The sequence below is a fragment of the Pseudochrobactrum sp. B5 genome (assembly GCF_001939785.1).
GTDB lineage: Bacteria > Pseudomonadota > Alphaproteobacteria > Rhizobiales > Rhizobiaceae > Pseudochrobactrum > Pseudochrobactrum saccharolyticum.
On the sequence record NZ_MOYL01000002.1, the window covers coordinates 793,112 to 816,104 of the forward strand.

A 22,993-nucleotide genomic window follows, 5' to 3' on the forward strand; every position below is an offset into this window, starting at 1 on the left:
AATTGCCATGTTATTAGGCGATGACAGTATTTCGTATGTAAAAATTAGGTCAACACTTAAGGAGCCTCTGATGCCGGTTATGAAACCGCTATATACCGCAGCCCGCACTCTTTCCGTTGCTACAGCACTCACTGTGATCTTTGCTGGTTCAGCTTATGCACTCGACGGAAATGATGTCGCCAAGCGTCTGCAGGCTCGCTTTGAAGAACAGGGCACAAAAATCGAGTTCGGCAAAGTCGACACCGATGGTTCAACCGTTACCCTGCGTGACACAAAAATCGACTTCAAATCCGCTGAAATGGGCACTTTCACCGTTGGTGACATTGTTCTGACAGACGTTGCTGAAAACGACAAAGGTGCCTACACCGCTGAAACTGCAACCCTGCAGGATTTCGAAAAAACTGACGACAAGAGCACTTTCGCTCTGAAGGGCATCGAAATCGGCAAACTCTATCTTGCAGCAGATGACGAACAGGATCCTGTTGTCAAAATGCTGTATTATCAAACCATGAAGGCTGAAAGCTTCACCATCCACGAAGATGGCGAAGAAATGGTCAACATGAAAGATATTTACGCAACCTCTACCCCTTACACAAAGGGCACTCCGGTTGCGATGAGCTTCGGCATCAAATCTATTGATCTCGACATCGAGAAAATGGATGCATTGCGCAAAGGTGCGGATGCAAGCGCCGGCAATGACGAAGCTTCGGAAACACCAAATCCGATGATCGATCTCGGCTACAAACAGCTGAGCATGGCTGTAACCTCGACCGGCTCATGGGAACCGGAAAAAGGCGATCTGGCCATCGACAAGATGGAATTTGACGTCAAGGATGTCGGTAAATTCGACACCACCATGAAGCTCGGCGGCTATGATGCAAAATTCATCAAATCCGTACAGCAGGCCAGCGCTGAAATGAGTGCAAATAAGGAAAATTCCGATGCAGCCGGTATGGCGATGCTCGGTCTGATCCAGCAGCTTTCGATCAGCAACATGGCTATCCGCTATGATGATTCATCCCTCACCCCTAAACTGCTCGACTATTATGCCAAGCAGCAGGGTATCTCCAAGGAAGACATGGTCAACCAGATCAAAGGCATTGCGCCGATCATGGTTGGTTATCTCGGCCATGCGGATTTCGCCATGCAGGCAACGACTGCCGTCAACACCTATTTTGACGATCCTAAGTCTCTGACAATTGCTGCAAAGCCGGAAGCGCCTGTTTCCTTCGCTCTGATCGCAGCAACTGCAACTGCTGACCCTAAGAAACTTCTGGATCTGCTGGCTGTTAAACTGACTGCCAACCAGTAAGTTCTTCTGAACTGAACAAGAAACCCGGCTTTTAGCCGGGTTTCTTATTGCCTGAACATTACGCAATAAAAAACGCCGCGTCCGTTAAGACGCGGCGTTTCTAATATTTACCCCTAAAACAGATCAGTCTTTTTTGATCGGGTTCACGCGGATATGCAGATCACGCAGCTGAGCCGGTGTTGCTTCTGCCGGTGCGCCCATCAACAGATCAACAGCCTGCTGGTTCATCGGGAACAACGCAATTTCACGCAGGTTCTGTACACCGCACAGCAACATAACAACGCGGTCGATACCGGCAGCCATACCACCATGCGGAGGCGCGCCATACTGGAATGCACGATAGAGGCCGCCGAAGCGATCTTCCACATCCTGCTGGCTCAGGCCAACCTTTTCAAAGGCTTTGACCATTACTTCCGGCAGCTGGTTACGGATCGAACCGGATGCCAGTTCATAACCGTTACAGACCAGATCATACTGATAAGCTTTAATGCTCAACGGATCCTGCGTTTCCAGTGCTTCCAGACCACCCTGCGGCATGGAGAACGGGTTATGCGCGAAGTCGAGCTTCTTGTTGTCTTCGTCCCATTCATAGAACGGGAAGTCGATGATCCAGGCCAGTTCAAAACGGTCACGGTCGGTGAGGTTAAGTTCATCGCCAACGCGGTTACGGGCATCACCGGCAAATTTGTAGAATTTCGACGGCAGACCAGCCACAAAGAAGCAGGCATCACCATCTTCCAGACCCATCTGGGTACGGATCGCTTCAACGCGTTCTTCACCGATATTCTTGGCAATCGGGCCGGCGCCTTCAAGCTTGTCGCCTTCTTTACGCCAGAAGATATAACCGAGACCCGGCTGACCTTCACCCTGCGCCCATGAATTCATGCGGTCACAGAAAGCGCGCGAACCACCGGTTTTCGCAGGGATAGCCCATACTTCAACCTTAGGATCATTCGCAATCATATTTGCGAAAACCTTGAAACCGGAACCGGCGAAATGCTCGGTCACACCCTGAATTTCAATCGGGTTGCGCAGATCAGGCTTATCCGAACCATAAGTACGGATCGCATCATCATAAGCAATACGACGGAAGTTCTGGGTTATCGGCTTGCCTTCAGCAAATTCTTCGAAAATGCCGCGCATTACCGGTTCCATTGTCTCCCAGACTTCTTCCTGAGTGACAAAGCTCATTTCCAGATCGAGCTGGTAGAACTCACCATAGAAACGATCTGCACGCGGATCTTCATCGCGGAAGCAAGGTGCAATCTGGAAATAGCGGTCGAAACCGGCCACCATCAACAGCTGCTTATATTGCTGCGGTGCCTGCGGCAGCGCATAGAACTGACCATCATGCAGACGGCTCGGCACGAGGAAGTCGCGTGCGCCCTCAGGCGAAGAAGCGGTCAGGATCGGCGTTGAAAATTCGTTGAAACCGATCTCGTTCATATGACGGCGCATCGCCGCAACGATTTTGGTGCGCTTCATAATGTTCTTATGCAGCGTATCGCGGCGCAGATCGAGGAAGCGGTATTTCAGACGGATATCTTCCGGATAGTCCGGCTCACCGAATACCGGCAGAGGCAGTTCTTTGGCAGCAGCCAGAACTTCAATCTCTTTGGCAACGATTTCGATTTCACCGGTAGGCAAATTCGGATTTACAGCCTCATCAGCACGGGCGGTTACTTCACCGTCAACGCGGATCACCCATTCACCGCGAACGGTTTCAGCAACTTTAAATGCCGGGCTTTCCGGATCAGCAACGATCTGGGTCAAACCATAGTGGTCGCGAATATCGATAAAGAGAATACCGCCGTGATCGCGGACACGATGAACCCAGCCGGAAAGACGAACTGTCTGGCCGACATCCGACTTGCGGAGGGCTTCGCAGGTATGGCTGCGGTAACGATGCATGTTTTCTGCCTTCAGAAGAGTGGTAAGAAACGTAAAATCGCAGATAAAATCTGATTTTTATGTTGTCGGACAAGCGCATTTTGGCCGCAAAAAGTCAAGTGTCAGACCCTTCTACAGCCAAATTGATTCATTTTGAATGTTCTATAACCGCTCTTGTCCGTTAGCAACAGACAGCAGCCCCCTTCGAATTGCAGCCAGAATAGTTCCAGCTACAATAGAATCGTCTGAAACGCTCTGGCTTTTTTTATTTTCACGTATTTCCGAACGCATCGAAGTGGGAAAAGAAATCAGTCCGGCGAACTGATTTCCCCGCGAAGGCGGTTCCCACTTTTGCTGGAAATACTCTAAGTCACAACATATGTGATTTTTAAGCTTACGCCCCCGCGACAAAGCTATTGCGATTGTTTATAGAAAAATCATGGAACTCATTACGACAACACAGGGTCTTGAACAGGCCGTTTCACAGCTTTCAAAATCTGATTTTGTCACTGTGGATACCGAATTCATTCGTGAAACCACTTTCTGGCCGGAGCTTTGCCTGATCCAGATGGCATCGCCGGACACAACGGCGTTGGTGGATGCACTGGCACCGGGCATTGATCTCAGCTCTTTCTTCGCCCTGATGGCGGATAAATCTGTCGTCAAAGTGTTTCACGCAGCGCGGCAGGATATTGAAATCGTTTTCCACCTCGGAAATCTGATCCCTGAGCCGGTATTCGACACACAGGTTGCAGCGATGGTTTGCGGTTTTGGCGATGCCATTTCTTATGACCAGCTGGTTGCGCGTATCACCGGTGTAAATCTGGACAAGTCGTCCCGCTTTACTGACTGGCGCCGCCGTCCGCTGAGCGACAAACAGCTGGATTACGCACTGGCCGATGTGACCCATCTGCGTGATGTCTATCTCTATTTGCAGGATCGCCTGACCAAAGAAGGCCGCAATGATTGGGTGAGCGAAGAAATCCGCATTCTCACCGCTCGCGAGACCTATGACATGCATCCTGACGATGCGTGGAAGCGTCTGAAAATCCGCCTGCGTAAGCCTGCCGAACTGGCAGTCATGCAGAAGGTTGCCGCATGGCGTGAACGTGCAGCACGTGAACGCAATGTTCCGCGCGGTCGTGTAATCAAAGACGATACGATTCAGGAAATCGCCCAGCAGCAGCCGCGCGATGCGGAAGCACTGTCCCGCCTGCGTACTATTCCGAAAGGCTGGGAGCGCTCCTCTCATGCGCAAGGTTTGCTTGAAGCGATCAATGAAGCCCTGAGCATTCCGAAAGAGGATATGCCACGCCTGCCGAAGCAATATAATGCGCCGGAAGGTACCGGTGCGGCTTCAGATGTGCTCAAGCTGCTGCTCAAGATCATCACCGAAGATCACGGTGTAGCACCGAAAGTTGTCGCCTCGTCCGATGATATTGATCAGATTGCTGCCAAGGGTAATGCAGCGGATGTACCGGCTCTGAAGGGCTGGCGTCGTGAGCTTTTCGGTGAAAAAGCCCTGCAAATGATTGAAGGCAAAATCGGTATCAAGTTTGAAAATCGCAAGATCAAGGCAGTTCCGCTGGATTAAGCATGAGCGACAAGATCAAAGTCAGCGTTTTTCTGGGCATCAGTCTGGACGGGTATATTGCCGGTCCGGACAATGATCTGTCGTGGCTGTCTGTGGTCGAAACCGATCCGCCTGAAGATACTGGCTATAATGCCTTGATGGCTGATGTGGATGTGCTGGTTATGGGGCGTAATACCTATGACACAGTACTGACATTCGGCTTCTGGCCTTATGAGGGCAAGCAGGTTGTTGTGCTGACCAGCCGCCCGCTGACATCGATCTATGGCGAAACCAGCTTCAACGGCACACTCAGCGATCTGCTGCCGGGGCTGTCCGCGCGTGGTCTCAGGCATGTCTATCTCGATGGCGGCCATGTTGTGCGCCAGGGCCTGCAACAACAATTGGTTGATGAACTGACTTTAAGCTGGGTACCGGCCACAATCGGCAAAGGTGTGCGACTGTTTGAAGGTGATATGTCCATGAACCAATGGAAACTCACCGGCCATCAGGCTTTTCCAAGCGGATTGCTGCAAGGGCGTTACAGTAAGCGTTAAGCTCTGTTCATATGACATTGTAAAAAACCGGTATGCTGTACATACCGGCTTTTTTTCCGACTTAAGTTCTACCCAAAAGAAAACATACTGCATCTAAGAAAGCAGAAAATTGTTCTTTTGTGTGGCTGGCCTAAAAGCAACAACATCACGACAACCATAAGCACCTACTGATGCGAAAGGATCGCTAGCAGCTATTTTCTGCGCTTCAGCGAGGGATTTGCACGCAAGAATGATTATTGCGGTACTATCACTGCATGGGCCACAAATAATGAGCATCCCTTCTTCATCCAACTTTTTAAGCCAATGCACATGTTCTGACACCAATTCTGATGTCATGAGTTCAGGCCTTGCATTGCTCAGTCGGACGATAAAGTGGTTGTCTTCCATACGTCGACCATGCCTTTTGAATTATTCAACCGCAAAACGCAGTGTCTTGCCGGTTACCTTGGCCAGAACATTCAGCCGATTATCCAGTCTCTCTGAGACCAGATCACGATAGGCCTCCGGCACCACCAGCGCCAGAACATCGCCTTCCTGCCGCCATTTAAGCTGCGGGATTACTCCCGGCATTGAGGCGGAGAACAAATAAACCACACGCAGCAATGCACCCAGAACCCGAGCCCGCTCGCGCAGACGCGGCGTTGCAATGCGAATGATTTCCGGCGCGGCATCATCATCCATCACGCCTTCATGGCGATAATAATTGGCCAGCGCCATATAAGCACGCCCCGGATGGTCAATCCCGATGAACGAGCCATGGGCAATAATATTCAGCGCCTGCGGGCCGCGATAATCGGGATGGGCACGCCAGCTGATATCGGCAAGCAGACAGGCCGCGCGACGATAACGATATTCATCCTCGGTCTCGTCATAGCCGAGCTGCTCGAATGCATAGCCCGTCCAGTCCGCCAGCTCATGCGCATGGCGCGGGGAGCGCGAACGCAGCACCGCCTGCTCTTCAGCAGCGGAAAGCAGAGGGTCGAGTTTCTGCTCTTTTTTAGCAAGCAAGGAGAACAGATAGCCTTCACGCACGCCCATTGCCGAGAATACAATTTGTGCCGGCTGCATGCGCTTAACAACTTCCATCAGCACTGTCGCACCATAGGACAACAACTGACGGCGGTTTTTGGATACGGCCTCAATGCCGCGCATATGGTCGATGTCAAAGCGCGCCACACGATAAAGGAAGTGATAGGCATCTTCCGGATCCATCGCATAGCCATGCATGACATGCAGCGGATAATGTTTGGCACTCATATGCAGCTTGGCAAGATTTCGCCATGTACCGCCCACCGCATAGAATGTGCGGCCTTTGCCCTCTTTCAGAAACTCGACATCACCGACATATTTGCGGGTGATTTTCGCAGCTTCCGTTATCTTACCACCGGACAAATCCTGCAGACGCAAACCGCCGAGAGGCAATGTAATGCCGCTGCCGATCGCCTTGTCAGGATTGTCGCCATGCACATCAACCAATTCGAGACTGCCGCCGCCAAGGTCTCCGGCGATACCGTCCGGATGGTGAAAACCGGAAATAATACCAAGCGCCGAATAATAGGCCTCTTCGCGGCCAGAGAGAATCTGGATGTTTTCACCCAGAATTTCTTCCGCCCGTGCAATGAAATCCGGCCCGTTTTCTGCTTCACGCGCAGCCGCTGTGGCAATTGTATAGATTTTTGTTGCACCGGCCTGCTTGGCCAGCGCACGGAAACGCCGCAGTGCCTCAAGCGCACTGGCGACCGATTTATCATTCAGACGTCCGGTTTGTGCCAGTCCTTTACCCAGACCGCTCAGAATTTTCTCGTTAAAGAAAATTGTCGGAGAACGCACAATACCTTCATAGATAACCATACGCACGGAGTTGGAACCGATATCAATAACTGCGACCGGTTCCAGACCTTTCAAACGGCCCTGTGCCAGAGACAAAGTCATGCGTTACGGTTTCGCTCTGCGCGAACGCGGTTGTGACGCGCAATCAAACGCGGTGCTGACGATTTCAGAGACTTGCCGCGACCGGACAGGCTGGGATTGGTCATGAAATATTCCTGAGCGTTAAAAGCTTCTTCCCCGTCCACGGGTTTAATCCGCTTGGAGGTTCCGTCTGAAAGTACCTCAAAGCTTTGTTGATTATCGTAGAGATTTGCAAGCATAATCTGCGATAAAATCTGTTGATGCACGGTCACATTTGTAACAGGCACCAGCGTTTCCACGCGGCGGTCGAGGTTTCGCGGCATCATATCTGCCGAGCTTATATAGACAATTGCCTCTTTAGACGGCAAATCCTGCCCGTTACCGAAGCAGAAAATACGTGAATGCTCAAGAAAACGGCCGACAATGGACTTGGCGCGAATATTGTCTGACAGACCCGGAACCTGTGGACGCAGACAGCAAATGCCGCGTACCACCAGATCAATCTGCACCCCTGCACTGCTCGCTTTATAAAGCGCATCAATGATCTGCGGATCAACCAGCGAATTCATTTTCATCCAGATCGCCGCCGGACGACCCGCTTTCGCATGTTCAATCTCATTTTCAATATGTTTCAGAATCCGGCGGCGCAACGTAAAAGGCGAGATAGCCAGTTTCATAACATCTGCCGGTTGCGCATAACCGGTAATGAAATTGAAAATATGCGCCACATCGCGCGCTGTATCGGCATCAGAAGTGAAGAAAGACAAGTCAGTGTAAATCTTCGCGGTGATCGGGTGATAGTTACCCGTGCCAAGATGTACATAAGAACGCAGTTTTTCATCCTCACGGCGCACGACGAGCGACATTTTCGCGTGGGTTTTCAGCTCGATAAAGCCGAACACCACCTGCACGCCTGCACGTTCCAGATCGCGTGCCCAGCGAATATTTGCTTCTTCGTCAAAGCGGGCTTTCAGCTCCACCAGCGCGGTCACCGACTTACCGGCTTCCGCCGCATCAATCAGCGCACGCACAATCGGTGAATTGTTCGAGGTGCGGTAGAGCGTCTGCTTGATGGCCAGCACATTCGGATCAAGTGCCGCCTGACGCAGAAACTGCACCACAACATCAAAAGACTCATAAGGATGATGAACGACAATATCCTTCTCGCGAATTGCCGCTAAACAATCGCCGCCATGCTCACGGATGCGCTCGGGAAAACGCGGATTATAGGGGGTGAATTTCAGATCATCGCGCGGAATAGCAACAATTTCTGAAATCATATTCAGCGCCAGCAGACCCGGAAGAATACTCACACGGCTCTCGGAAACACCAAGCTCCATGGTCATGAACACCCGCAGCGCTTCCGGTATATCGCTGTCGAACTCAATACTGATAACCCGTCCGCGACGACGGCGCTTCAGTGCGGTTTCAAAATGGCGAACCAGATCTTCAGCATCTTCTTCCACTTCAATATCGCTGTCGCGAATGATGCGGAATGTTCCGGCACCGCGCACTTCATAGCCCGGAAACAGGCGCTCAATGAACAGACTCACCACATCTTCAAGCGTGATAAAGCGATAGATACCCGCCTCAGACGGTATCTGTACAAAACGGCTGAGTGCCACCGGCAGGCGCAGAAGTGCAACCATCGGATGCTTGTCGGTTATACGCGACAATTGCAGCGCCATCGAGAAGCCGAGATTCGGAATAAACGGAAACGGATGCGCCGGATCGAGCGACAAAGGTGTGAGAACCGGAAAGATCGTATCCAGAAAATGGTGCTCAAGCCATTTCTTATCGTGTTTTTTCAGGCGGTCAGATCGGATAATCTCAATATTTTCCTGAGCCAGCTCCTGACGCAGCATTTGCAGCGTTTCCTGCTGCGCAACCTGCAAAGTGGCAACTTCTGCCAGCACAAAATCAAGCTGCTCCTGCGGTGTACGGCCATCAGCTGAACGTGTGGCCACACCTGCCCGCACCTGCCCTGCAAGACCGGCAATACGCACCATGAAAAACTCATCAAGATTGGCCGCTGAAATCGACAGGAAGCGCAGACGTTCCAGCAATGGCTGATGTTTGTTCACAGCCTCTGCCAATACGCGCTTATTGAACTGCAACCATGAAAACTCACGATTGACAAAACGCTCCGGACTTTCAGACAGGTTCCGCACAGCATCATCGGCAGACATATCTGAAACAGCAATAATATCTGTCTTGGCCATTAATGCCGGCATATTACCCACAGGTTCAGCCTCTTTAACCGATCCATGATTTTTTTTATGCGACACGTTAACAATCCCTCTGAAATCGCCGGCACTCAGAAATTACCGGAAAGACCGGACGATATTCGATCCTCTGAACAGTGCTCCTGTTAAGGTTCGTTTATGCATTCTGTATGACAAATTCTTAACAAAGCGGAGATTACAGCAGAAACTATAAAAAACACTTCCGCTCCTGCATTATTCGCGATACATCAGAGCCAAATTATGCGTCCGAGCGCTGCCGGCATCAAGGTTCCGCCTGCTGTCTCTCTCACGCTTTGTTGTTACCGCATTGATGTGGCGAGTGATTCCGCTCAAAGCATAAATGCTTTAAGGTGATACCATCACTGGAGTCGTCATATGTCAGATCATATCATCCCTCATTTTCAGAACGATGCCGGCCACAATGCCATCAGCATCGGCGTTAAAGAATTCATGTGCGTTGGCGCAAATCCGCCATTCGACCATCCGCATGTGTTTCTCGATATGGGCGATGAGGAAGAAGTTGTCTGCCCTTATTGCTCGACCCTTTATCGTCACGATGCATCTCTGAGCGCAGATCAGACTGTGCCTGCCGGTTGCACCTTCAACGATCCTCAGGTTGCGGCTGCAGAATAATCCTGCCTGCCTCCGTGAAAATGCGCCCCGTTTTTCACCATCAGAGCAGTTGCTATTTTCTTTCAGACTGCTCTGACACCACGCTTCAGTTTCTGTAGATGCCGTTGCGCAGGGATAAGAGCGGGATAAAATCCCGTTCAGATATTTCCGGCATCTGCCTCAACGGCTGTGAGGGCAACCATGCAAAACCAGAATAATCAGCGTATTCTTATTTCCGGTGCCGGACTTGCCGGTATGACCACGGCTCTGGCTTTGGCAGAGCGGGGTTTTTCCGTGCTGATGATGGAAAAGGCACCGGCACTTTCCGAAGTCGGAGCCGGTTTGCAGCTGGCACCCAATGCCACGCGGCTTCTTGCCCGTCTGGGCATTATGGAGGACCTGCTGCCCCATGCCGTCAGCCCTGATGCGCTCTATCTGATGGACGGTGTGAAAGCACAACCGCTTATCCGTATGGAACTTGGGAGTCAGGCAGAACAACGCTGGAATGCGCCTTATATTACCTGCCATCGGGCGGATTTGCAGGCAGTTCTGCTCAAGGCCGTGCGCGCGCATCCGCAGATTACTCTGCATCTCGGCGCTAATGTGCTGTCCCATCACATTTCAGAAGACAAAGTAACGATCCGCGTTGATCTCAACGATCAGATTACTGATTATAGCGGGCAGTTGCTGCTTGGTTGCGACGGTGTATGGTCAGCGCAGCGTGCCGGACTTGTAGCAAATAATGCGGCCACGCAAAATGACAGCCGCGCAAGATTCACAGATCATATTGCATGGCGCACCACCCTGCCCGCTGAAAAACTGCCGCAGAGTTTTCTTGATAGTCTCAAAGATACACTCAGTGTTTCGGCATGGCTTGGTCAGGGTGCACATCTGATTGCCTATCCGATTAAAAACGGTAAAGCCTTTAATTTTGTTGCGATTACCGATGGTGAAGATATCGGCATAAGCTGGGATATGAAAGGCGACAGTGCCGCTCTGATCCGCAGTTTTTCAGGCTGGTCACAGGCTGTCAGCGATGTCATCAAAGCCGCACCGCAATGGACATTCTGGCCGATGTTTGAAATGCCGGAACCAAAGCTGGTGATTGATAAGCGCCTTGTGCTGCTTGGCGATGCTTCTCATGCGATGACACCATTTGCGGCACAGGGTGCAGCAATGGCTATTGAAGATGCGGCCTCGCTCGCAGCACATCTCTCACCGGAGCAAAGTGATCACAGCGAAGCTCTCGCTGCTTTTGAAAAACAAAGACTGGCGCGCATTGCCAAAGTTGCCCGCCGCGGCAAGCTCAACCGTTTTGCCTATCACGCCAGCGGCCCTGTGGCTCTTGGCCGTAACATGCTGTTTAAAATACGCAAACCGGAAGACTTCCTGCGCGATCTGGACTGGCTTTACCAATATGATGCGGCTGACATTACATCCTGAACCGCATCATATTTTTCAGGCTCTGTCCCGTTGTTCAAAAACTAACAATGCGATCAGAACGGGACAGGGAATATTTAGTCTTTTGCCATGGCCTGCTTTGCAGCTTCCATGTCCATCCACATCACTTCCCAGATATGGCCGTCCAGATCTTCAAAACTGCGGCCATACATAAAGCCATAGTCCTGCACAGCTGACGGATCTGCCTTGCCACCGGCAGAAGCAGCTTTGCTGATTAGCTGGTCTACCTCCTGCTTGTCCGATGCTGAAACACAAACCAGCACCTCGCTGACAGTATGTGCATCAGCAATGTTTTTGGGCGTGAATTGGCGGAATTTATCATGGGTTATCAGCATGACGTGAATAACGTCCGATAGAACCATGCAGGCTGCGGTTTCATCGCAGAACATATCATTCTTCCGTGCTCCGATTGCCTCATAAAAGCTGATCGACTTATCGAGATCACGCACGGGAAAGTTCACAAATATCAGTCTGCTCATTATAATTTCCTCCTCAGAATATTTGGCAGGACTGTTTAACTTCTGCGCTAGAGCGGTTTAAATCCAGATTGGATCACAGTGCTCGCTCTAGATTCTTTAATTTGCCGCATTATCACGGGCGTCAAGTTGATCCAACTTGACTGTGAAATGCTCTAGAGCGGTTCCGGTTAATATTGAATCAGTAGAACCGCTCTAATTCTTTGTTTTACGCGTATCCCGAAAACTGCTTCGCACTTTTCGGGATACGCTCCAGTGGCAGCATACTACATCAAATCAGACAGATTGAGACAGGAGCCAAATTTGATAATTTATCGCACGGCCAAATCCTTCGATGCTGCAAAACTGGCAGCTTTATCTATCGAAGTCTGGCTGCATACCTATGCCAAGGCAGGTATCAGCACTGTTTTTGCTGAATATGTTCTGCGGCGTTTTACCCCGCAATATTTTGAACAGATGATCGCGGATGGCGCAAAACAGATCATTGTCGCGGAACAGGATGGTCACCTGCTCGGCTATATTGCCATTGATTATCAAGCTACGTTGCCTGAAAGCCTGCATGCGCTGACAACAGCCGCAGAGATCAGTAAACTTTATGTCAGAGCCCGTCATGCCGGAAGCGGGATCGGCTCTGCTCTCATGCAACAGGCACGTGAAGCGGTAAAAGCACAAGATATCGGCCATATCTGGCTTTCGGTCTTGCATGATAACCACCCTGCATTACACTTCTACAGGCAACAGGGTTTCCAAAGGCAGGGTTCAATCTGGTTTGAACTTCCCGGTGAGCGCCATGAAAATTACGTGCTGATACAACCGGTTTTGCCTGCCTGAACAACGGGAGAAAACAATGCCGATACTCGGACTGGATCATATTCAGCTTGCAATGCCTGCCGGTGGTGAGGACAAAGCCCGAGCCTTTTATACAGGCCTGTTAGGCATGACGGAGGTTCCCAAACCCGACAATCTGGTAAAACGCGGTGGCTGCTGGTTTGAGCTGCGTGATCTTAAAGTTCATCTCGGCGTTGAACGCGGCTTTGCCCCCGCGCAAAAAGCGCATCCGGCTTTTCTGGTTGATGACTTGTCCGCATTTCTAGCAATGCTAGCAGAACATCAGATTGAATCAACAGAGGATGAACCGCTGTCCGGCTATCTTCGTGCCTATATCAACGATCCGTTCGGCAATCGTATCGAGCTGATGCAGAGATTATAAAGACTATGCCTGATGAAACATCAGGCAGGAGGAGCCTTTTACAAAACCCTGTTTTTCATAAAACGGAATGATAGCAGCTTCAATTATGACAGCATCATTGGAGCCGCTCTCATTGTTGATTTTGCGCATTATCCTACGCAAAACCGGTTCCCACTTTTGCTGGAAATGCTTTAAACGCTCAGGGCAATAGAGTTCAAAACTCTGAACTTTTTGCAGATCAGGGTGCCGGATGATGCGTGAGACAATTTCCTGACCTAGAGCGGTTTACGTCCAGATTGGATCATAGCGCTCGCTCTAGATTCTTTATTTGGTCGCATTATCACGGGCGTCAAGTTGATCCAACTTGACTGTGAAATGCTCGAGCCCCTGCCCGCGCGCAGTTTCATCAATGATCACATCAAAAATCAATGCTTTAAAAGTATAATCCGTCAGCACACGGGCAAAACCAATGACGCGATCCTGCATATCACAACAGGCGATAATCAGATCGCAATGAACAAGCATATTAATCGCATCGTCATAGGAGCGGCTCTGCGTCCACCATTCCTTAGTGTAGAGTTCAAAGAAACTCTGATGATGTTTTTGCTCCAGCTGGTTCAGCCATTGATATTGCATTTTTTCTCCCATCGCTGCCTGTATAGTTTTAATATGAATTTTACAGGCATATTTTATAGTCACGGCATAACACCGGAGAACATCTTATGAGCAATGTCCAGTTTGAACAGGTTTGCCCGATATTCAGAATTTTCGACATTGAGAAAGCCAGAGAATTTTATCTCGACTATCTGGGTTTTCAATGTGACTGGGAACATCGCTTTGCTGAAAATATGCCGCTCTATATGCAGGTTTCGCGCGGCAATCTGGTGTTGCACCTCAGCGAACATCATGGCGACGGCAGCCCCGGCGCCAATATTTTCGTGCGTATGCAGGGTGTCGATAGCCTGCATAAGGAAATCAGCAGTCGTAAATACCGTTTCCTGCGCCCCGGCATAGAAAATGAACCATGGGGTCGGGTTCTGGCTGTGATTGATCCGTTCGGCAATCGTATCCAGTTTTGCGAAGGCCCGCATGGCGAATAGATAATAAAAAACACCCGCAATTTGCACTGCGGGTGTTTTAATATGTTTCTGAAAATTAGTGCAGGATCTGGCTGAGGAACAGCTTGGTACGCTCATGCTGCGGATTGTCAAAGAATTCGGATGGCGAATTCTGCTCCACAATCTGCCCCTGATCCATAAAGATCACGCGGTTGGCAACCTGACGCGCAAAGCCCATTTCGTGGGTTACGCAGATCATGGTCATGCCTTCTTCAGCGAGGCTGACCATAGTGTCCAGCACTTCCTTCACCATTTCAGGATCAAGCGCAGAGGTCGGCTCATCGAAGAGCATAATACGCGGCTTCATGCAGAGTGAGCGGGCAATCGCCACGCGCTGCTGCTGACCACCGGAAAGCTGACCCGGATATTTATTGGCCTGCTCCGGAATCTTAACGCGTTCCAGATAATGCATCGCAATTTCTTCTGCCTGTTTCTTCGGCATTTTGCGCACCCAGATCGGAGCAAGTGTGCAATTCTCAAGAATTGTCAGATGCGGAAACAGGTTGAAATGCTGGAAAACCATACCGACTTCGCGACGCACTTCATCGATCTTTTTCAGATCATTGGTCAGCTCTTTGCCGTCCACAATGATCTGGCCTTTCTGATGCTCTTCAAGGCGGTTAATGCAACGGATCATCGTTGATTTACCGGAACCGGAAGGTCCTGCCACGACAATACGCTCCCCGCGCATTACCCGCAGATTAACATCGCGAAGCACATGGAATTCACCATACCACTTATGCATTCCGACAATATCGACTGCGACATCGGTTTTGGATATTTCCATAATTGCTCCCGTTTCTTCCATCGTCGGCTTCAGCAAAGCGCCCGATTGCATGCTCATTCTTTATTCCCTCACTAACCATCCGCAGCAATAATGCTGATGGTATTCCCGATTGAATGGTTTCATCCGTCTGAATGAAACCATTTTTGTTCTTTGGCAGCTGTGAGCGAAAAACCAACTCCCGGTTTTCCGCAGCCGCTTACCGATGGCTCGTATCCAGCCTTCGCTCCATATATAGCGAATAACGCGACATACAGAAACAGAAAATCCAGAATACAAATCCGGCAAAAACAAGACCCGTTGCCGGTGTCTGCGGTGTTGCCCAAGTGGCATCCGAAAAATTCTGCCTGACGATTCCAAGCAGGTCGAACATACCGATAATGTAAACAAGACTTGTGTCTTTGAACAAGCCGATAAACGTGTTCACAATACCCGGCAAAGCAAGTTTCAGCGTTTGCGGCAGGATAATGAACAGAGTTTTCTGCCAATAGCTCAAGCCCAGCGAATCCGCGCCTTCATATTGCCCTGACGGAATCGCCTGCAAGCCGCCGCGAATGACTTCAGCCATATAGGCGGAAGCGAATAAGGACACGCCGACCAGCGCACGCAAAAACTTATCAAAGCTGGTGCCCGGCGGCATAAACAGCGGCAGCATGACGCTGGCCATGAACAGCAATGCCACCAGCGGCACACCACGAATAACCTCAATGAAGATCACGCACAGTGTCTTGATAACCGGCATATTGGAACGCCGTCCCAAAGCCAGCAAAATACCCATCGGCAGCGATACGGTAATCCCCACTACGGACAGGATCAGTGTAACAAGCAGACCGCCCCAGAGCGAGGTTTCAACATAACGCAGACCGAAGGAACCGCCGACCAGCAGGAAATAGGTAAAAACCGGAAAAACAATGAACAACAGAACTGCGTTCAGCATTTTATGCGGCAGCTTGCCGATCAGCATCGGCACCAGCAAAATCACGAAAACCAGCGCCACGAGTTTCACACGCCAGCGTTCATCAACCGGATAGCGCCCGTAGAGAAATTGCTGGAGCTTTGCATCGACAAAAGCCCAGCAGGCACCCGACCAGCCATCCGGCTGCAAACCGCCCTGCACCGTTGTGGTACAGAATGTGCGGTCAGTCCCTACCCAGACAGCATTGACAAACAACCAGTTTATCAATCCCGGCAGAAACCAGACAATCAGCGAAATACCCATGATTGTCAGAACGGTATCTTTAAGGCTCGAAAACAGGTTTTCTTTCATCCATGAGGCAATGCCTTTCTGACTGGCAGGTGCCGGCATCGGATCAACCATTTGCGAGCGTACATATTGTAAGTCTGAATTTGTCATCTTACCGCTCCACCAATGCCATTTTCGCGTTAAACCAGTTCATAAATGCAGAGGTAATGAGGCTGATGCCGAGATAAACCGCCATCCAGATCGCCACAACTTCTACCGCCTGCCCTGTCTGGTTAAGCACCGTACCGCCGACAGCCATCAAATCCGGATAGCCGATAGCAATCGCCAGAGACGAGTTTTTCGTCAGATTGAGATATTGGCTCGATAAAGGCGGAATGATAATCCGCATCGCCTGCGGCACAACAACAAGGCGCATCGCCTGCGGTCTGCGCAGGCCCAAAGCTGCCGCAGCCTCTGACTGGCCTTTGCTAACCCCCTTGATACCGCCGCGCACAGTCTCCGCGATGAAGGATGCCGTATAGAATGACAGCGCCAGATAAAGCGCCAGAAACTCAGGCTTTACCTGTGTGCCGCCGGTCAGATTGAATGAGCCAAGTTTCGGAATATCAAAGCTGACAGGCATTCCCGTGATGAAAAATGCGAGTGCCGGCAAACCGATAATCAGTGCCAAAGCAACACGCCAGAACGGAAAAATCTGCCCCGTTTTTGCCTGACGCAAACGTGCCCAGCGATGAATAACAAAGGCTGCAATAACAGCGGCAACGAAAGCCGCGAATATAAGCCATGCATTCTCGCCCCAGATTATGGACGGAAAGAAAAAACCGCGCTTGTTCAGATAAGTATCAAACGGCAAAGCATAGCTGCCGCGCACTTCCGGCAAAACCGACAACACGCCGAAATACCAGAAGAAAATCACGAGCAATGGCGGGATATTACGGAAAGTCTCGACATAAATAGTACAGATTTTGGCGATCAGCCAGTTTCCCGAGAGACGCCCGATACCAACCAGAAATCCGATAACCGAGGCTGTAATGATACCCAGTACAGCAACGTAAAGCGTATTCAGAAGACCAACCACAAAGGCCCGTGCATAGTTGGAATCCGCATCATAACTAATCAGCGACTGGCTGACGTCGAAACCTGCGCGACTTTTCAGGAAGTCAAAACCGGATGCAATGTTCAGCCTCTGCAAATTTGCGGCTGTATTTCCTATTATCCAATAAATCAAAGCAAAAACTGAAATAAAAACAACCGCCTGATAAAATAATCCGCGCATTTTCGGATTATTCAGGAGGGAAACTTGTGTTTCCTGTCGCTTGCCGGTTACGGCGCTTTGATCTGCCATGCGCACCTCATGCTCTGCTGTCAGATATTTAACCAGATATTTGAAAAGCCCCCTGCGCCTTTTCACCTATAGCCGGATTATCAAAGTATAAATTTCAGACAGGGATTTCGGCCATATCGGCAGGTACCTTAAATAGCGGTACAATCTTTCAGCTATCTTTTGTTTTTATTGCACGTCAAAAAGCGTTTCATGCTCAAGCTATTTGCTTATACGCGTATCTGACCCGAAAACCGGTCCCCGCTTTTCGGATACGCTCCGGACGGCACAAAATTACAATGTTTCAATTATATTTCAGGTACAGAAAGCTATCCTGCACCACATGATGTGGTGCAGGTGCTTATTCTGATTATACGCCGATATTAGCGGATTGGTATACCATATTGCAGACCACCTTTGGTCCACAGCGCATTAATACCGCGGGCAATTTTCAGCGGGCTTGTTGTGCCGATATTGCGTTCAAAAATCTCGCCGTAATTGCCGACATTTTTAACAATCTTCACAACCCAGTCATTATCAAGACCCAGATCGACGCCGATCTTGGTTTCAGCTTCTGTTCCGAGAAGACGTTTGATTTCAGGTGAATCAGACTTCATCATCTCTTCAACATTAGCCTGTGTAATACCGGCTTCTTCCGCATTCAGAAGTGCGTTGTGAACCCAGCGCGCCACATCGGCCCATTGTGCATCGCCCTGACGGACAACAATACCGAACGGCTCTTTGGAGATGATTTCCGGAAGAACGACGTGATCGTCAGGGTTGGAAAGCGCCAGACGCACACCGTAAAGGCTGGACTGATCCGTTGTGTAAGCATCGCAACGGCCGCTGTCATAAGCAGCATTGGCCTCTTCGATTTTCTCAAAGACGACCGGATTATATTCCATCTTATTGGCCTTGAAGTAATCGGCCATGTTCATTTCAGTTGTTGTACCTGCCTGAACGCAAATTGATGCGCCGGACAGCTGCAATGCTGATTTAATATCCGGAAGTTTCTTACTGTTGACCATAAAGCCCTGGCCATCATAGTAATTCACACCGGCAAATTCCAAGCCGAGAGATGTATCACGGCTGATTGTCCAGGTTGTGTTGCGGATAAGAATGTCGATTTCACCGGATTGCAGCGCAGTAAAGCGCTCTTTGGCATTCAGCGGTGTAAATTTAGCCTTGGTTTTGTCCCCGAAAATAGCCGATGCCACAGCACGGCAATAGTCCACATCGAAACCAGACCATTCCCCCTTATCATTCGGGGCGGCAAAACCCGGCAGACCCGTATTGGTGCCGCATTGTACAAAGCCTTTTTTCTTCACATCATCCAATGTGCCGGCAATTGCTGCAGAGGTTGTAACGGTCAAAGCAGCCACGCCGGCCAATTTGAGTAAAGTTGACTTTTTCATATGATGCTCACCCTCATTATCGTTAAACTTATTATCAGCATTCAAAAATCAATTTCGGCATTCTGTCATATCCGGCAAAATCTGAACCGGATCTGCTTTTCGTTTTGACAGCCTGATATCCGGCTTTAACCGGTTTAGTTCAGCCTGTGATCCGCAAGGCGGAAACGGGATGCGTCTAAAACTGTGTCTATCGAAAGCTATTATTTTCGACAGGTCAAGGGTCCAAACACGGAAAATTGTTCAGTCCGCTCCCCGAACACAGCTTGCCCTGCCTCAAAAACCTTAACTTAAGCGCCTTGCAGCTTGATTCTTCTGCTGATTATATTTTTCGGTTCAGGAAATAGCTGCCCTTCCCCGAGACGGAACAGCAGACCCGATTGCGCCAGAAACCGCGCCAGAATCAAGGTGGTAACCGTGCCGATAGCAAAGCCGGTCACCACATCACTCGGATAATGCGCCTGAACGAAAACACGGCTTGAAGCAATCAGCGCCAGACCTGCATAGGCACAGAACCGGTAACGCGGAAACCACAACGCCAGCAGCGTGGCCAGCACAGCTGCCGTACAGGCGTGACCGGACGGAAAACTGACATAAGCATGGCTGAAATCAAACGGCTTGAAACCAAAAGGCCCTGCACTATCAATAAGAAACGGGCGCGGCCTGCCGACAAAATATTTGAGAATATTCACGATCAGTCCGGCACCCAGAATCGCAGAAATACCGAACAGGCTTTGACCGGCAATCGTGCCCAGACGATTATAATTTTGCAGAAGTTCAGGAATTTTAAGGCCATAGCCCTCCTGCCCGCGCAACCTGTGCCGCCTCACCAGACAGACAGCGATAATGACGGTGAATAATGCAACATAGGGAGCGGCCAATACGAGATTCGTCAGTGATTTCAGAATCTCTACGGGCAACCACTGCACGGAAACAGCCAGGCGGGACAAATCCCCGTCAAAAGGTAAAAGCAACCCCGCACCCGCAATCATAACCAGCAGAAACAGCGTCAGCTGATACGACCACAGATTGGTCACGCTCTGATCTGCCCTGTCATATTCAGCCTGTTGCATAGATTGCGCCTTGCGCCGTGCCAGCCCCGCCTGAACAGAGGTTCTCAATTCTGAAAATTCATATTTTAAACTCATAAAACTCTCACACCGCAACTGCTGCAATCAATAAAATTGTTCATCTCTTACTATGCTGTAAATCCGTTTTACCGCTTCTCATAAAGAAAGCATAAGGTTTCAGGACAAAGCACAAAGATTATGCTCTAGTCGCAACTGTCATTTTCCGGCTTATTGCAGAAAATGAAAAACGGCACTGTTAACACGCTGAAAACACAAATATTTTCAGAAAAAGCGATTCCGTTTCAGCACGAATAACGAAGACTCACACGAGACAATACAGACTAACAGGCAGCAGGAGGCGTTTTTATGGTCAAATCAGAAAAGGGTACGGGGGAATTAGGGATCAACACAATGCTTACCCATTGCGGGAATGATCCTTATGCATATCACGGCTTTGTCAATCCGCCGGTTGTGCGCGCTTCGACTGTCCTGTTTCCGGATGCTGCGACCATGGCAACGGAAAACCAGAAATATACCTATGGCACGCATGGCACACCGACAACGGACGCTTTATGCAGTGCGATTGACGAGCTGGAAGGTTCCGCAGGCACTCTGCTCGTTCCCTCCGGTCTGGCTGCCGTTACCGTGCCGCTGCTGGCTTTCCTGAAAGCAGGCGACCACGTGCTGTTCGTTGATACGATTTATAATCCGACACGCCGCTTCGCAAATACACTGCTGAAGCAATATGGTGTTGAGATCGAATATTATCCGCCGCATATCGGTGCGGATATTGCCGGACTGATCCGCCCGAATACGCGTGTCATTTTCACAGAATCACCCGGCTCCAATACATTTGAAATTCAGGATATTCCGGCAATTGTCGAAGCCGCACATCAGCACGATATCGTCGTGATGATGGATAATACATGGGCAACGCCTCTTTATTTCAAAGCGCTTGATTTTGGTGTGGACATTACAATTCATGCCGGAACGAAATATCCTTCGGGACATTCCGACATTCTGTTCGGCATGATTTCCGCGAATGAAAAATGCTGGAAACAGCTGGAAAACGCCTATACCGCCCTTGGTATGTGCGTAAACTCCGATGATGCCTATCAAATTCTGCGTGGCCTGCGCAGCATGGGACTACGCCTCAACCATCATCAGCAAAGCGCTCTGACGATTGCCCGATGGCTGGAACAGCAGCCCCAGATTGCCCGCGTGCTGCATCCTGCGTTGGAAAGCCACCCGGATCACACCTTGTGGAAACGTGATTTCAAAGGTGCCAGCGGTGTTTTCTCTGTGGTTCTCGCTTCAGGCGGCAAACAAGAAGCCCACAAATTGCTCGATACGCTAAAACTATTCGGCCTCGGCTATTCATGGGGCGGCTATGAAAGTCTGGCCGTGCATGTTCAACTCGGCGACCGGACAGTTGCTGCAAAGAACTATGAAGGACCGGTGATCCGCCTGCAAATCGGGCTTGAAGATACACAGGATCTGATTGACGATCTGCAACAGGGACTTCAGGCGGCATTTGCAGCCTGATAATCCGTAAAATACGGAAGCTTCTAAAAGCGGAGACAAAACAGTGCTTTTGTCTCCGCTTTTATAGTGTGACATTCATGCATTTTTGGTTGGAAGTGCCGTTTTGCCTCTTGCGCTCCTGCCTTGAAAATTCTAGACACATCTTATCCTTTGAGGATAGCGGAGCGTAGCGCAGCCTGGTAGCGCACCTGATTTGGGATCAGGGGGTCGGAGGTTCGAATCCTCTCGCTCCGACCATGACAAATACTGAATATTATAGTGAAATTTGTCTCTCGTTTAACAGACCAGCAAATATAAGATTTGACGGTCGCTTTTGTGCCCTGAGGTATATGAATATGGTTGCCCGTATTTATCGTCCAGCCAAGACTGCCATGCAATCCGGTAAAGCCAAGACCGAAGCCTGGTTTCTTGAATATGAGCCTGAAGTAGCCCGTAAAATTGAACCGCTGATGGGTTATACTTCTTCCCGTGATATGAAAAGCCAGATCCGTATGAGCTTCGAGAGCCTCGAAGAAGCGATCGCTTATGCGCAGAAATACGGCATTGCCTACCGGATTGAAGAGCCTAAAGAAGCCAAACGCCGCAAAGTGTCTTACACGGATAATTTCCGTTTTGACCGCCAGCAGCCTTGGACTCACTAATTATATACCGCTTTCAGAATATGCGGTCCCGTAGCTCAGCTGGATAGAGCACCGGCCTTCTAAGCCGACGGTCACTGGTTCGAATCCAGTCGGGATCGCCATTCATTTCAATAACTTATTGATAGTATAGCAAAGGCCGGTTTACAGCTTTTTTCTACCGGTTTACATTTTTATTCATTTTCTGTCCTCACGGTCACCACCCCACATTAACAATTCACAGCAATTCACAGCCCCGTCAGGCCATGAATAATCCCTGTTGACTCTTTCGCATTTTGAGAACATTTGTAGAACAAATTAGTAATTATTAAAATTTTTACCCTGCTTTTGCGCACTCGTTTGCGCCACGGAGGAGTGCGCCTAAATGGGCAACTGGAAAACCAATTACAGGGTCAGTGATTTATCTGACACTCAAAAGCTGGAAATGATCTGCAGGAAATGCAGCAGGCTTGTTTACATCAACAAGGCCACGATCTGCACAGCCAAAGGTCGTGAACAGCTCTATCTGGATGAAATAGAGAACCGCGCCCGATGCAAAGCGCGAGGCTGCAAAGGTCAGATGCGCATGGCTATGGTTCGGCTGGATGAAATGTCCGGCTTTACCGGAGGGCTGGCATGATGCCAACTTTACGCAGCTTAAGTCATCTTGACCTGCTGCGCCTGACCTGTGGAGGGTG

General features: G+C 49.9%; 22 protein-coding genes and 2 tRNA genes. 12 read left to right on the forward strand and 12 right to left on the reverse strand.

Features of this window, described 5'->3' with window-relative positions; all coding sequences use genetic code 11:
- Positions 1-70 precede the first annotated feature (70 nt).
- On the forward strand, positions 71-1,312 hold the full coding sequence (locus tag BKD14_RS10310; RefSeq protein WP_075655664.1) for a hypothetical protein: 1,242 nt from the start codon (positions 71-73) through the stop codon (positions 1,310-1,312).
- Positions 1,313-1,435: 123 nt separating this feature from the next.
- Here BKD14_RS10310 and aspS read toward each other — a convergent pair whose 3' ends face one another.
- Positions 1,436-3,223, reverse strand: coding sequence for an aspartate--tRNA ligase (aspS, locus tag BKD14_RS10315; protein ID WP_075655666.1), 1,788 nt, complete (start codon positions 3,221-3,223; stop codon positions 1,436-1,438).
- 418 nt (positions 3,224-3,641) lie between these two features.
- Between aspS and rnd the strand changes: the two genes are divergently transcribed.
- Together rnd and BKD14_RS10325 are read left to right on the forward strand one after the other, a co-directional pair.
- The gene (rnd, locus tag BKD14_RS10320) at positions 3,642-4,796 is read left to right on the forward strand and encodes a ribonuclease D (RefSeq protein WP_075655668.1); all 1,155 of its coding nucleotides are present in this window, start codon (positions 3,642-3,644) and stop codon (positions 4,794-4,796) included.
- A 2-nt stretch (positions 4,797-4,798) separates the two neighbouring features.
- A complete protein-coding gene (locus BKD14_RS10325) occupies positions 4,799-5,329 on the forward strand; it encodes a dihydrofolate reductase family protein (protein ID WP_075655670.1) in 531 nt (176 codons plus the stop codon).
- A gap of 93 nt (positions 5,330-5,422) precedes the next feature.
- On the opposite strand, the gene BKD14_RS10330 is transcribed toward BKD14_RS10325, so the two are convergent.
- Genes BKD14_RS10330 through BKD14_RS10340 form a run of 3 tightly spaced genes read right to left on the reverse strand, consistent with a single transcriptional unit; the run spans position 5,423 to position 9,429 of the window.
- Positions 5,423-5,716: a YciI family protein gene (locus tag BKD14_RS10330; RefSeq protein ID WP_075655672.1), complete on the reverse strand. Its 294-nt coding sequence runs from the start codon at positions 5,714-5,716 to the stop codon at positions 5,423-5,425.
- Positions 5,717-5,737: 21 nt separating this feature from the next.
- The gene (gene ppx, locus BKD14_RS10335; RefSeq protein ID WP_075655674.1) at positions 5,738-7,261 is read right to left on the reverse strand and encodes an exopolyphosphatase; all 1,524 of its coding nucleotides are present in this window, start codon (positions 7,259-7,261) and stop codon (positions 5,738-5,740) included.
- Entirely contained in the window at positions 7,258-9,429 is a 2,172-nt protein-coding gene (locus tag BKD14_RS10340; RefSeq protein WP_225688398.1) for an RNA degradosome polyphosphate kinase, read from the reverse strand. The genes ppx and BKD14_RS10340 overlap by 4 nt, the downstream gene beginning before the upstream one ends.
- Before the next feature lie 432 nt (positions 9,430-9,861).
- On the opposite strand from BKD14_RS10340, the gene BKD14_RS10345 reads away from it, so the two are divergent.
- The gene (locus BKD14_RS10345; protein ID WP_022710464.1) at positions 9,862-10,119 is read left to right on the forward strand and encodes a zinc-finger domain-containing protein; all 258 of its coding nucleotides are present in this window, start codon (positions 9,862-9,864) and stop codon (positions 10,117-10,119) included.
- 180 nt (positions 10,120-10,299) lie between these two features.
- Positions 10,300-11,541, forward strand: coding sequence for an FAD-dependent monooxygenase (locus BKD14_RS10350; RefSeq protein ID WP_075655676.1), 1,242 nt, complete (start codon positions 10,300-10,302; stop codon positions 11,539-11,541).
- A gap of 74 nt (positions 11,542-11,615) precedes the next feature.
- Here BKD14_RS10350 and BKD14_RS10355 read toward each other — a convergent pair whose 3' ends face one another.
- Positions 11,616-12,038 (reverse strand): VOC family protein, encoded by a 423-nt coding sequence (locus tag BKD14_RS10355; RefSeq protein ID WP_022710462.1) that lies wholly within the window; start codon positions 12,036-12,038, stop codon positions 11,616-11,618.
- A 300-nt stretch (positions 12,039-12,338) separates the two neighbouring features.
- Between BKD14_RS10355 and BKD14_RS10360 the strand changes: the two genes are divergently transcribed.
- Together BKD14_RS10360 and BKD14_RS10365 are read left to right on the forward strand one after the other, a co-directional pair.
- Positions 12,339-12,866, forward strand: coding sequence for a GNAT family N-acetyltransferase (locus tag BKD14_RS10360; RefSeq protein WP_175576085.1), 528 nt, complete (start codon positions 12,339-12,341; stop codon positions 12,864-12,866).
- A gap of 16 nt (positions 12,867-12,882) precedes the next feature.
- Positions 12,883-13,245 carry a VOC family protein gene (locus BKD14_RS10365; RefSeq protein ID WP_075655678.1) on the forward strand — a complete coding sequence of 121 codons (363 nt, stop codon included), beginning with the start codon at positions 12,883-12,885 and terminating at the stop codon, positions 13,243-13,245.
- Positions 13,246-13,548: 303 nt separating this feature from the next.
- Here the strand turns inward: BKD14_RS10365 and BKD14_RS10370 are convergent, their stop codons facing one another.
- Positions 13,549-13,860: a GNAT family N-acetyltransferase gene (locus BKD14_RS10370; RefSeq protein WP_139316380.1), complete on the reverse strand. Its 312-nt coding sequence runs from the start codon at positions 13,858-13,860 to the stop codon at positions 13,549-13,551.
- An 86-nt stretch (positions 13,861-13,946) separates the two neighbouring features.
- On the opposite strand from BKD14_RS10370, the gene BKD14_RS10375 reads away from it, so the two are divergent.
- Positions 13,947-14,324, forward strand: a complete 378-nt coding sequence (locus BKD14_RS10375; protein WP_022710458.1) for a glyoxalase superfamily protein — start codon at positions 13,947-13,949, stop codon at positions 14,322-14,324.
- A gap of 55 nt (positions 14,325-14,379) precedes the next feature.
- On the opposite strand, the gene BKD14_RS10380 is transcribed toward BKD14_RS10375, so the two are convergent.
- From BKD14_RS10380 to BKD14_RS10400, 5 genes are all read right to left on the reverse strand, one after another.
- Positions 14,380-15,186, reverse strand: coding sequence for an amino acid ABC transporter ATP-binding protein (locus BKD14_RS10380; RefSeq protein WP_022710457.1), 807 nt, complete (start codon positions 15,184-15,186; stop codon positions 14,380-14,382).
- A 139-nt stretch (positions 15,187-15,325) separates the two neighbouring features.
- Positions 15,326-16,480 (reverse strand): amino acid ABC transporter permease, encoded by a 1,155-nt coding sequence (locus BKD14_RS10385; protein ID WP_075655682.1) that lies wholly within the window; start codon positions 16,478-16,480, stop codon positions 15,326-15,328.
- A 1-nt stretch (position 16,481) separates the two neighbouring features.
- Positions 16,482-17,675, reverse strand: a complete 1,194-nt coding sequence (locus BKD14_RS10390; RefSeq protein WP_075655871.1) for an amino acid ABC transporter permease — start codon at positions 17,673-17,675, stop codon at positions 16,482-16,484.
- Between the two features lie 359 nt (positions 17,676-18,034).
- On the reverse strand, positions 18,035-19,066 hold the full coding sequence (locus BKD14_RS10395) for an amino acid ABC transporter substrate-binding protein (protein WP_028233512.1): 1,032 nt from the start codon (positions 19,064-19,066) through the stop codon (positions 18,035-18,037).
- A 287-nt stretch (positions 19,067-19,353) separates the two neighbouring features.
- Positions 19,354-20,211, reverse strand: a complete 858-nt coding sequence (locus BKD14_RS10400; protein WP_083646976.1) for a phosphatase PAP2 family protein — start codon at positions 20,209-20,211, stop codon at positions 19,354-19,356.
- A 288-nt stretch (positions 20,212-20,499) separates the two neighbouring features.
- Here BKD14_RS10400 and BKD14_RS10405 point away from each other — a divergent pair, with 288 nt between their 5' ends.
- The 4 genes from BKD14_RS10405 (at position 20,500) to BKD14_RS10420 (ending at position 22,420) form a co-directional block, all read left to right on the forward strand.
- Complete coding sequence (locus BKD14_RS10405; protein WP_075655686.1) at positions 20,500-21,678, forward strand: cystathionine beta-lyase; 1,179 nt, start codon at positions 20,500-20,502, stop codon at positions 21,676-21,678.
- A gap of 160 nt (positions 21,679-21,838) precedes the next feature.
- Positions 21,839-21,915, forward strand: a tRNA-Pro gene (locus BKD14_RS10410).
- Positions 21,916-22,007: 92 nt separating this feature from the next.
- A complete protein-coding gene (locus tag BKD14_RS10415; protein ID WP_163026116.1) occupies positions 22,008-22,319 on the forward strand; it encodes an ETC complex I subunit in 312 nt (103 codons plus the stop codon).
- 24 nt (positions 22,320-22,343) lie between these two features.
- Positions 22,344-22,420, forward strand: a tRNA-Arg gene (locus tag BKD14_RS10420).
- A gap of 296 nt (positions 22,421-22,716) precedes the next feature.
- Here the strand turns inward: BKD14_RS10420 and BKD14_RS19440 are convergent.
- Positions 22,717-22,993, reverse strand: a 277-nt coding sequence (locus BKD14_RS19440; protein WP_210215506.1) for a hypothetical protein, incomplete at its 5' end; no start/stop codon positions are given.

What these genes read in the sequence shown, in the direction of transcription:
- BKD14_RS10310 (WP_075655664.1), top strand. Translation starts at nt 71, where the DNA reads ATGCCGGTTATGAAACCGCTATATACCGCAGCCCGCACTCTTTCCGTT.
- aspS (WP_075655666.1), bottom strand. Translation starts at nt 3,223, where the DNA reads ATGCATCGTTACCGCAGCCATACCTGCGAAGCCCTCCGCAAGTCGGAT.
- rnd (WP_075655668.1), top strand. Translation starts at nt 3,642, where the DNA reads ATGGAACTCATTACGACAACACAGGGTCTTGAACAGGCCGTTTCACAG.
- BKD14_RS10325 (WP_075655670.1), top strand. Translation starts at nt 4,799, where the DNA reads ATGAGCGACAAGATCAAAGTCAGCGTTTTTCTGGGCATCAGTCTGGAC.
- BKD14_RS10330 (WP_075655672.1), bottom strand. Translation starts at nt 5,716, where the DNA reads ATGGAAGACAACCACTTTATCGTCCGACTGAGCAATGCAAGGCCTGAA.
- ppx (WP_075655674.1), bottom strand. Translation starts at nt 7,261, where the DNA reads ATGACTTTGTCTCTGGCACAGGGCCGTTTGAAAGGTCTGGAACCGGTC.
- BKD14_RS10340 (WP_225688398.1), bottom strand. Translation starts at nt 9,429, where the DNA reads ATGTCTGCCGATGATGCTGTGCGGAACCTGTCTGAAAGTCCGGAGCGT.
- BKD14_RS10345 (WP_022710464.1), top strand. Translation starts at nt 9,862, where the DNA reads ATGTCAGATCATATCATCCCTCATTTTCAGAACGATGCCGGCCACAAT.
- BKD14_RS10350 (WP_075655676.1), top strand. Translation starts at nt 10,300, where the DNA reads ATGCAAAACCAGAATAATCAGCGTATTCTTATTTCCGGTGCCGGACTT.
- BKD14_RS10355 (WP_022710462.1), bottom strand. Translation starts at nt 12,038, where the DNA reads ATGAGCAGACTGATATTTGTGAACTTTCCCGTGCGTGATCTCGATAAG.
- BKD14_RS10365 (WP_075655678.1), top strand. Translation starts at nt 12,883, where the DNA reads ATGCCGATACTCGGACTGGATCATATTCAGCTTGCAATGCCTGCCGGT.
- BKD14_RS10370 (WP_139316380.1), bottom strand. Translation starts at nt 13,860, where the DNA reads ATGCAATATCAATGGCTGAACCAGCTGGAGCAAAAACATCATCAGAGT.
- BKD14_RS10375 (WP_022710458.1), top strand. Translation starts at nt 13,947, where the DNA reads ATGAGCAATGTCCAGTTTGAACAGGTTTGCCCGATATTCAGAATTTTC.
- BKD14_RS10380 (WP_022710457.1), bottom strand. Translation starts at nt 15,186, where the DNA reads ATGAGCATGCAATCGGGCGCTTTGCTGAAGCCGACGATGGAAGAAACG.
- BKD14_RS10385 (WP_075655682.1), bottom strand. Translation starts at nt 16,480, where the DNA reads ATGACAAATTCAGACTTACAATATGTACGCTCGCAAATGGTTGATCCG.
- BKD14_RS10390 (WP_075655871.1), bottom strand. Translation starts at nt 17,675, where the DNA reads ATGGCAGATCAAAGCGCCGTAACCGGCAAGCGACAGGAAACACAAGTT.
- BKD14_RS10395 (WP_028233512.1), bottom strand. Translation starts at nt 19,066, where the DNA reads ATGAAAAAGTCAACTTTACTCAAATTGGCCGGCGTGGCTGCTTTGACC.
- BKD14_RS10400 (WP_083646976.1), bottom strand. Translation starts at nt 20,211, where the DNA reads ATGAGTTTAAAATATGAATTTTCAGAATTGAGAACCTCTGTTCAGGCG.
- BKD14_RS10405 (WP_075655686.1), top strand. Translation starts at nt 20,500, where the DNA reads ATGGTCAAATCAGAAAAGGGTACGGGGGAATTAGGGATCAACACAATG.
- BKD14_RS10415 (WP_163026116.1), top strand. Translation starts at nt 22,008, where the DNA reads ATGAATATGGTTGCCCGTATTTATCGTCCAGCCAAGACTGCCATGCAA.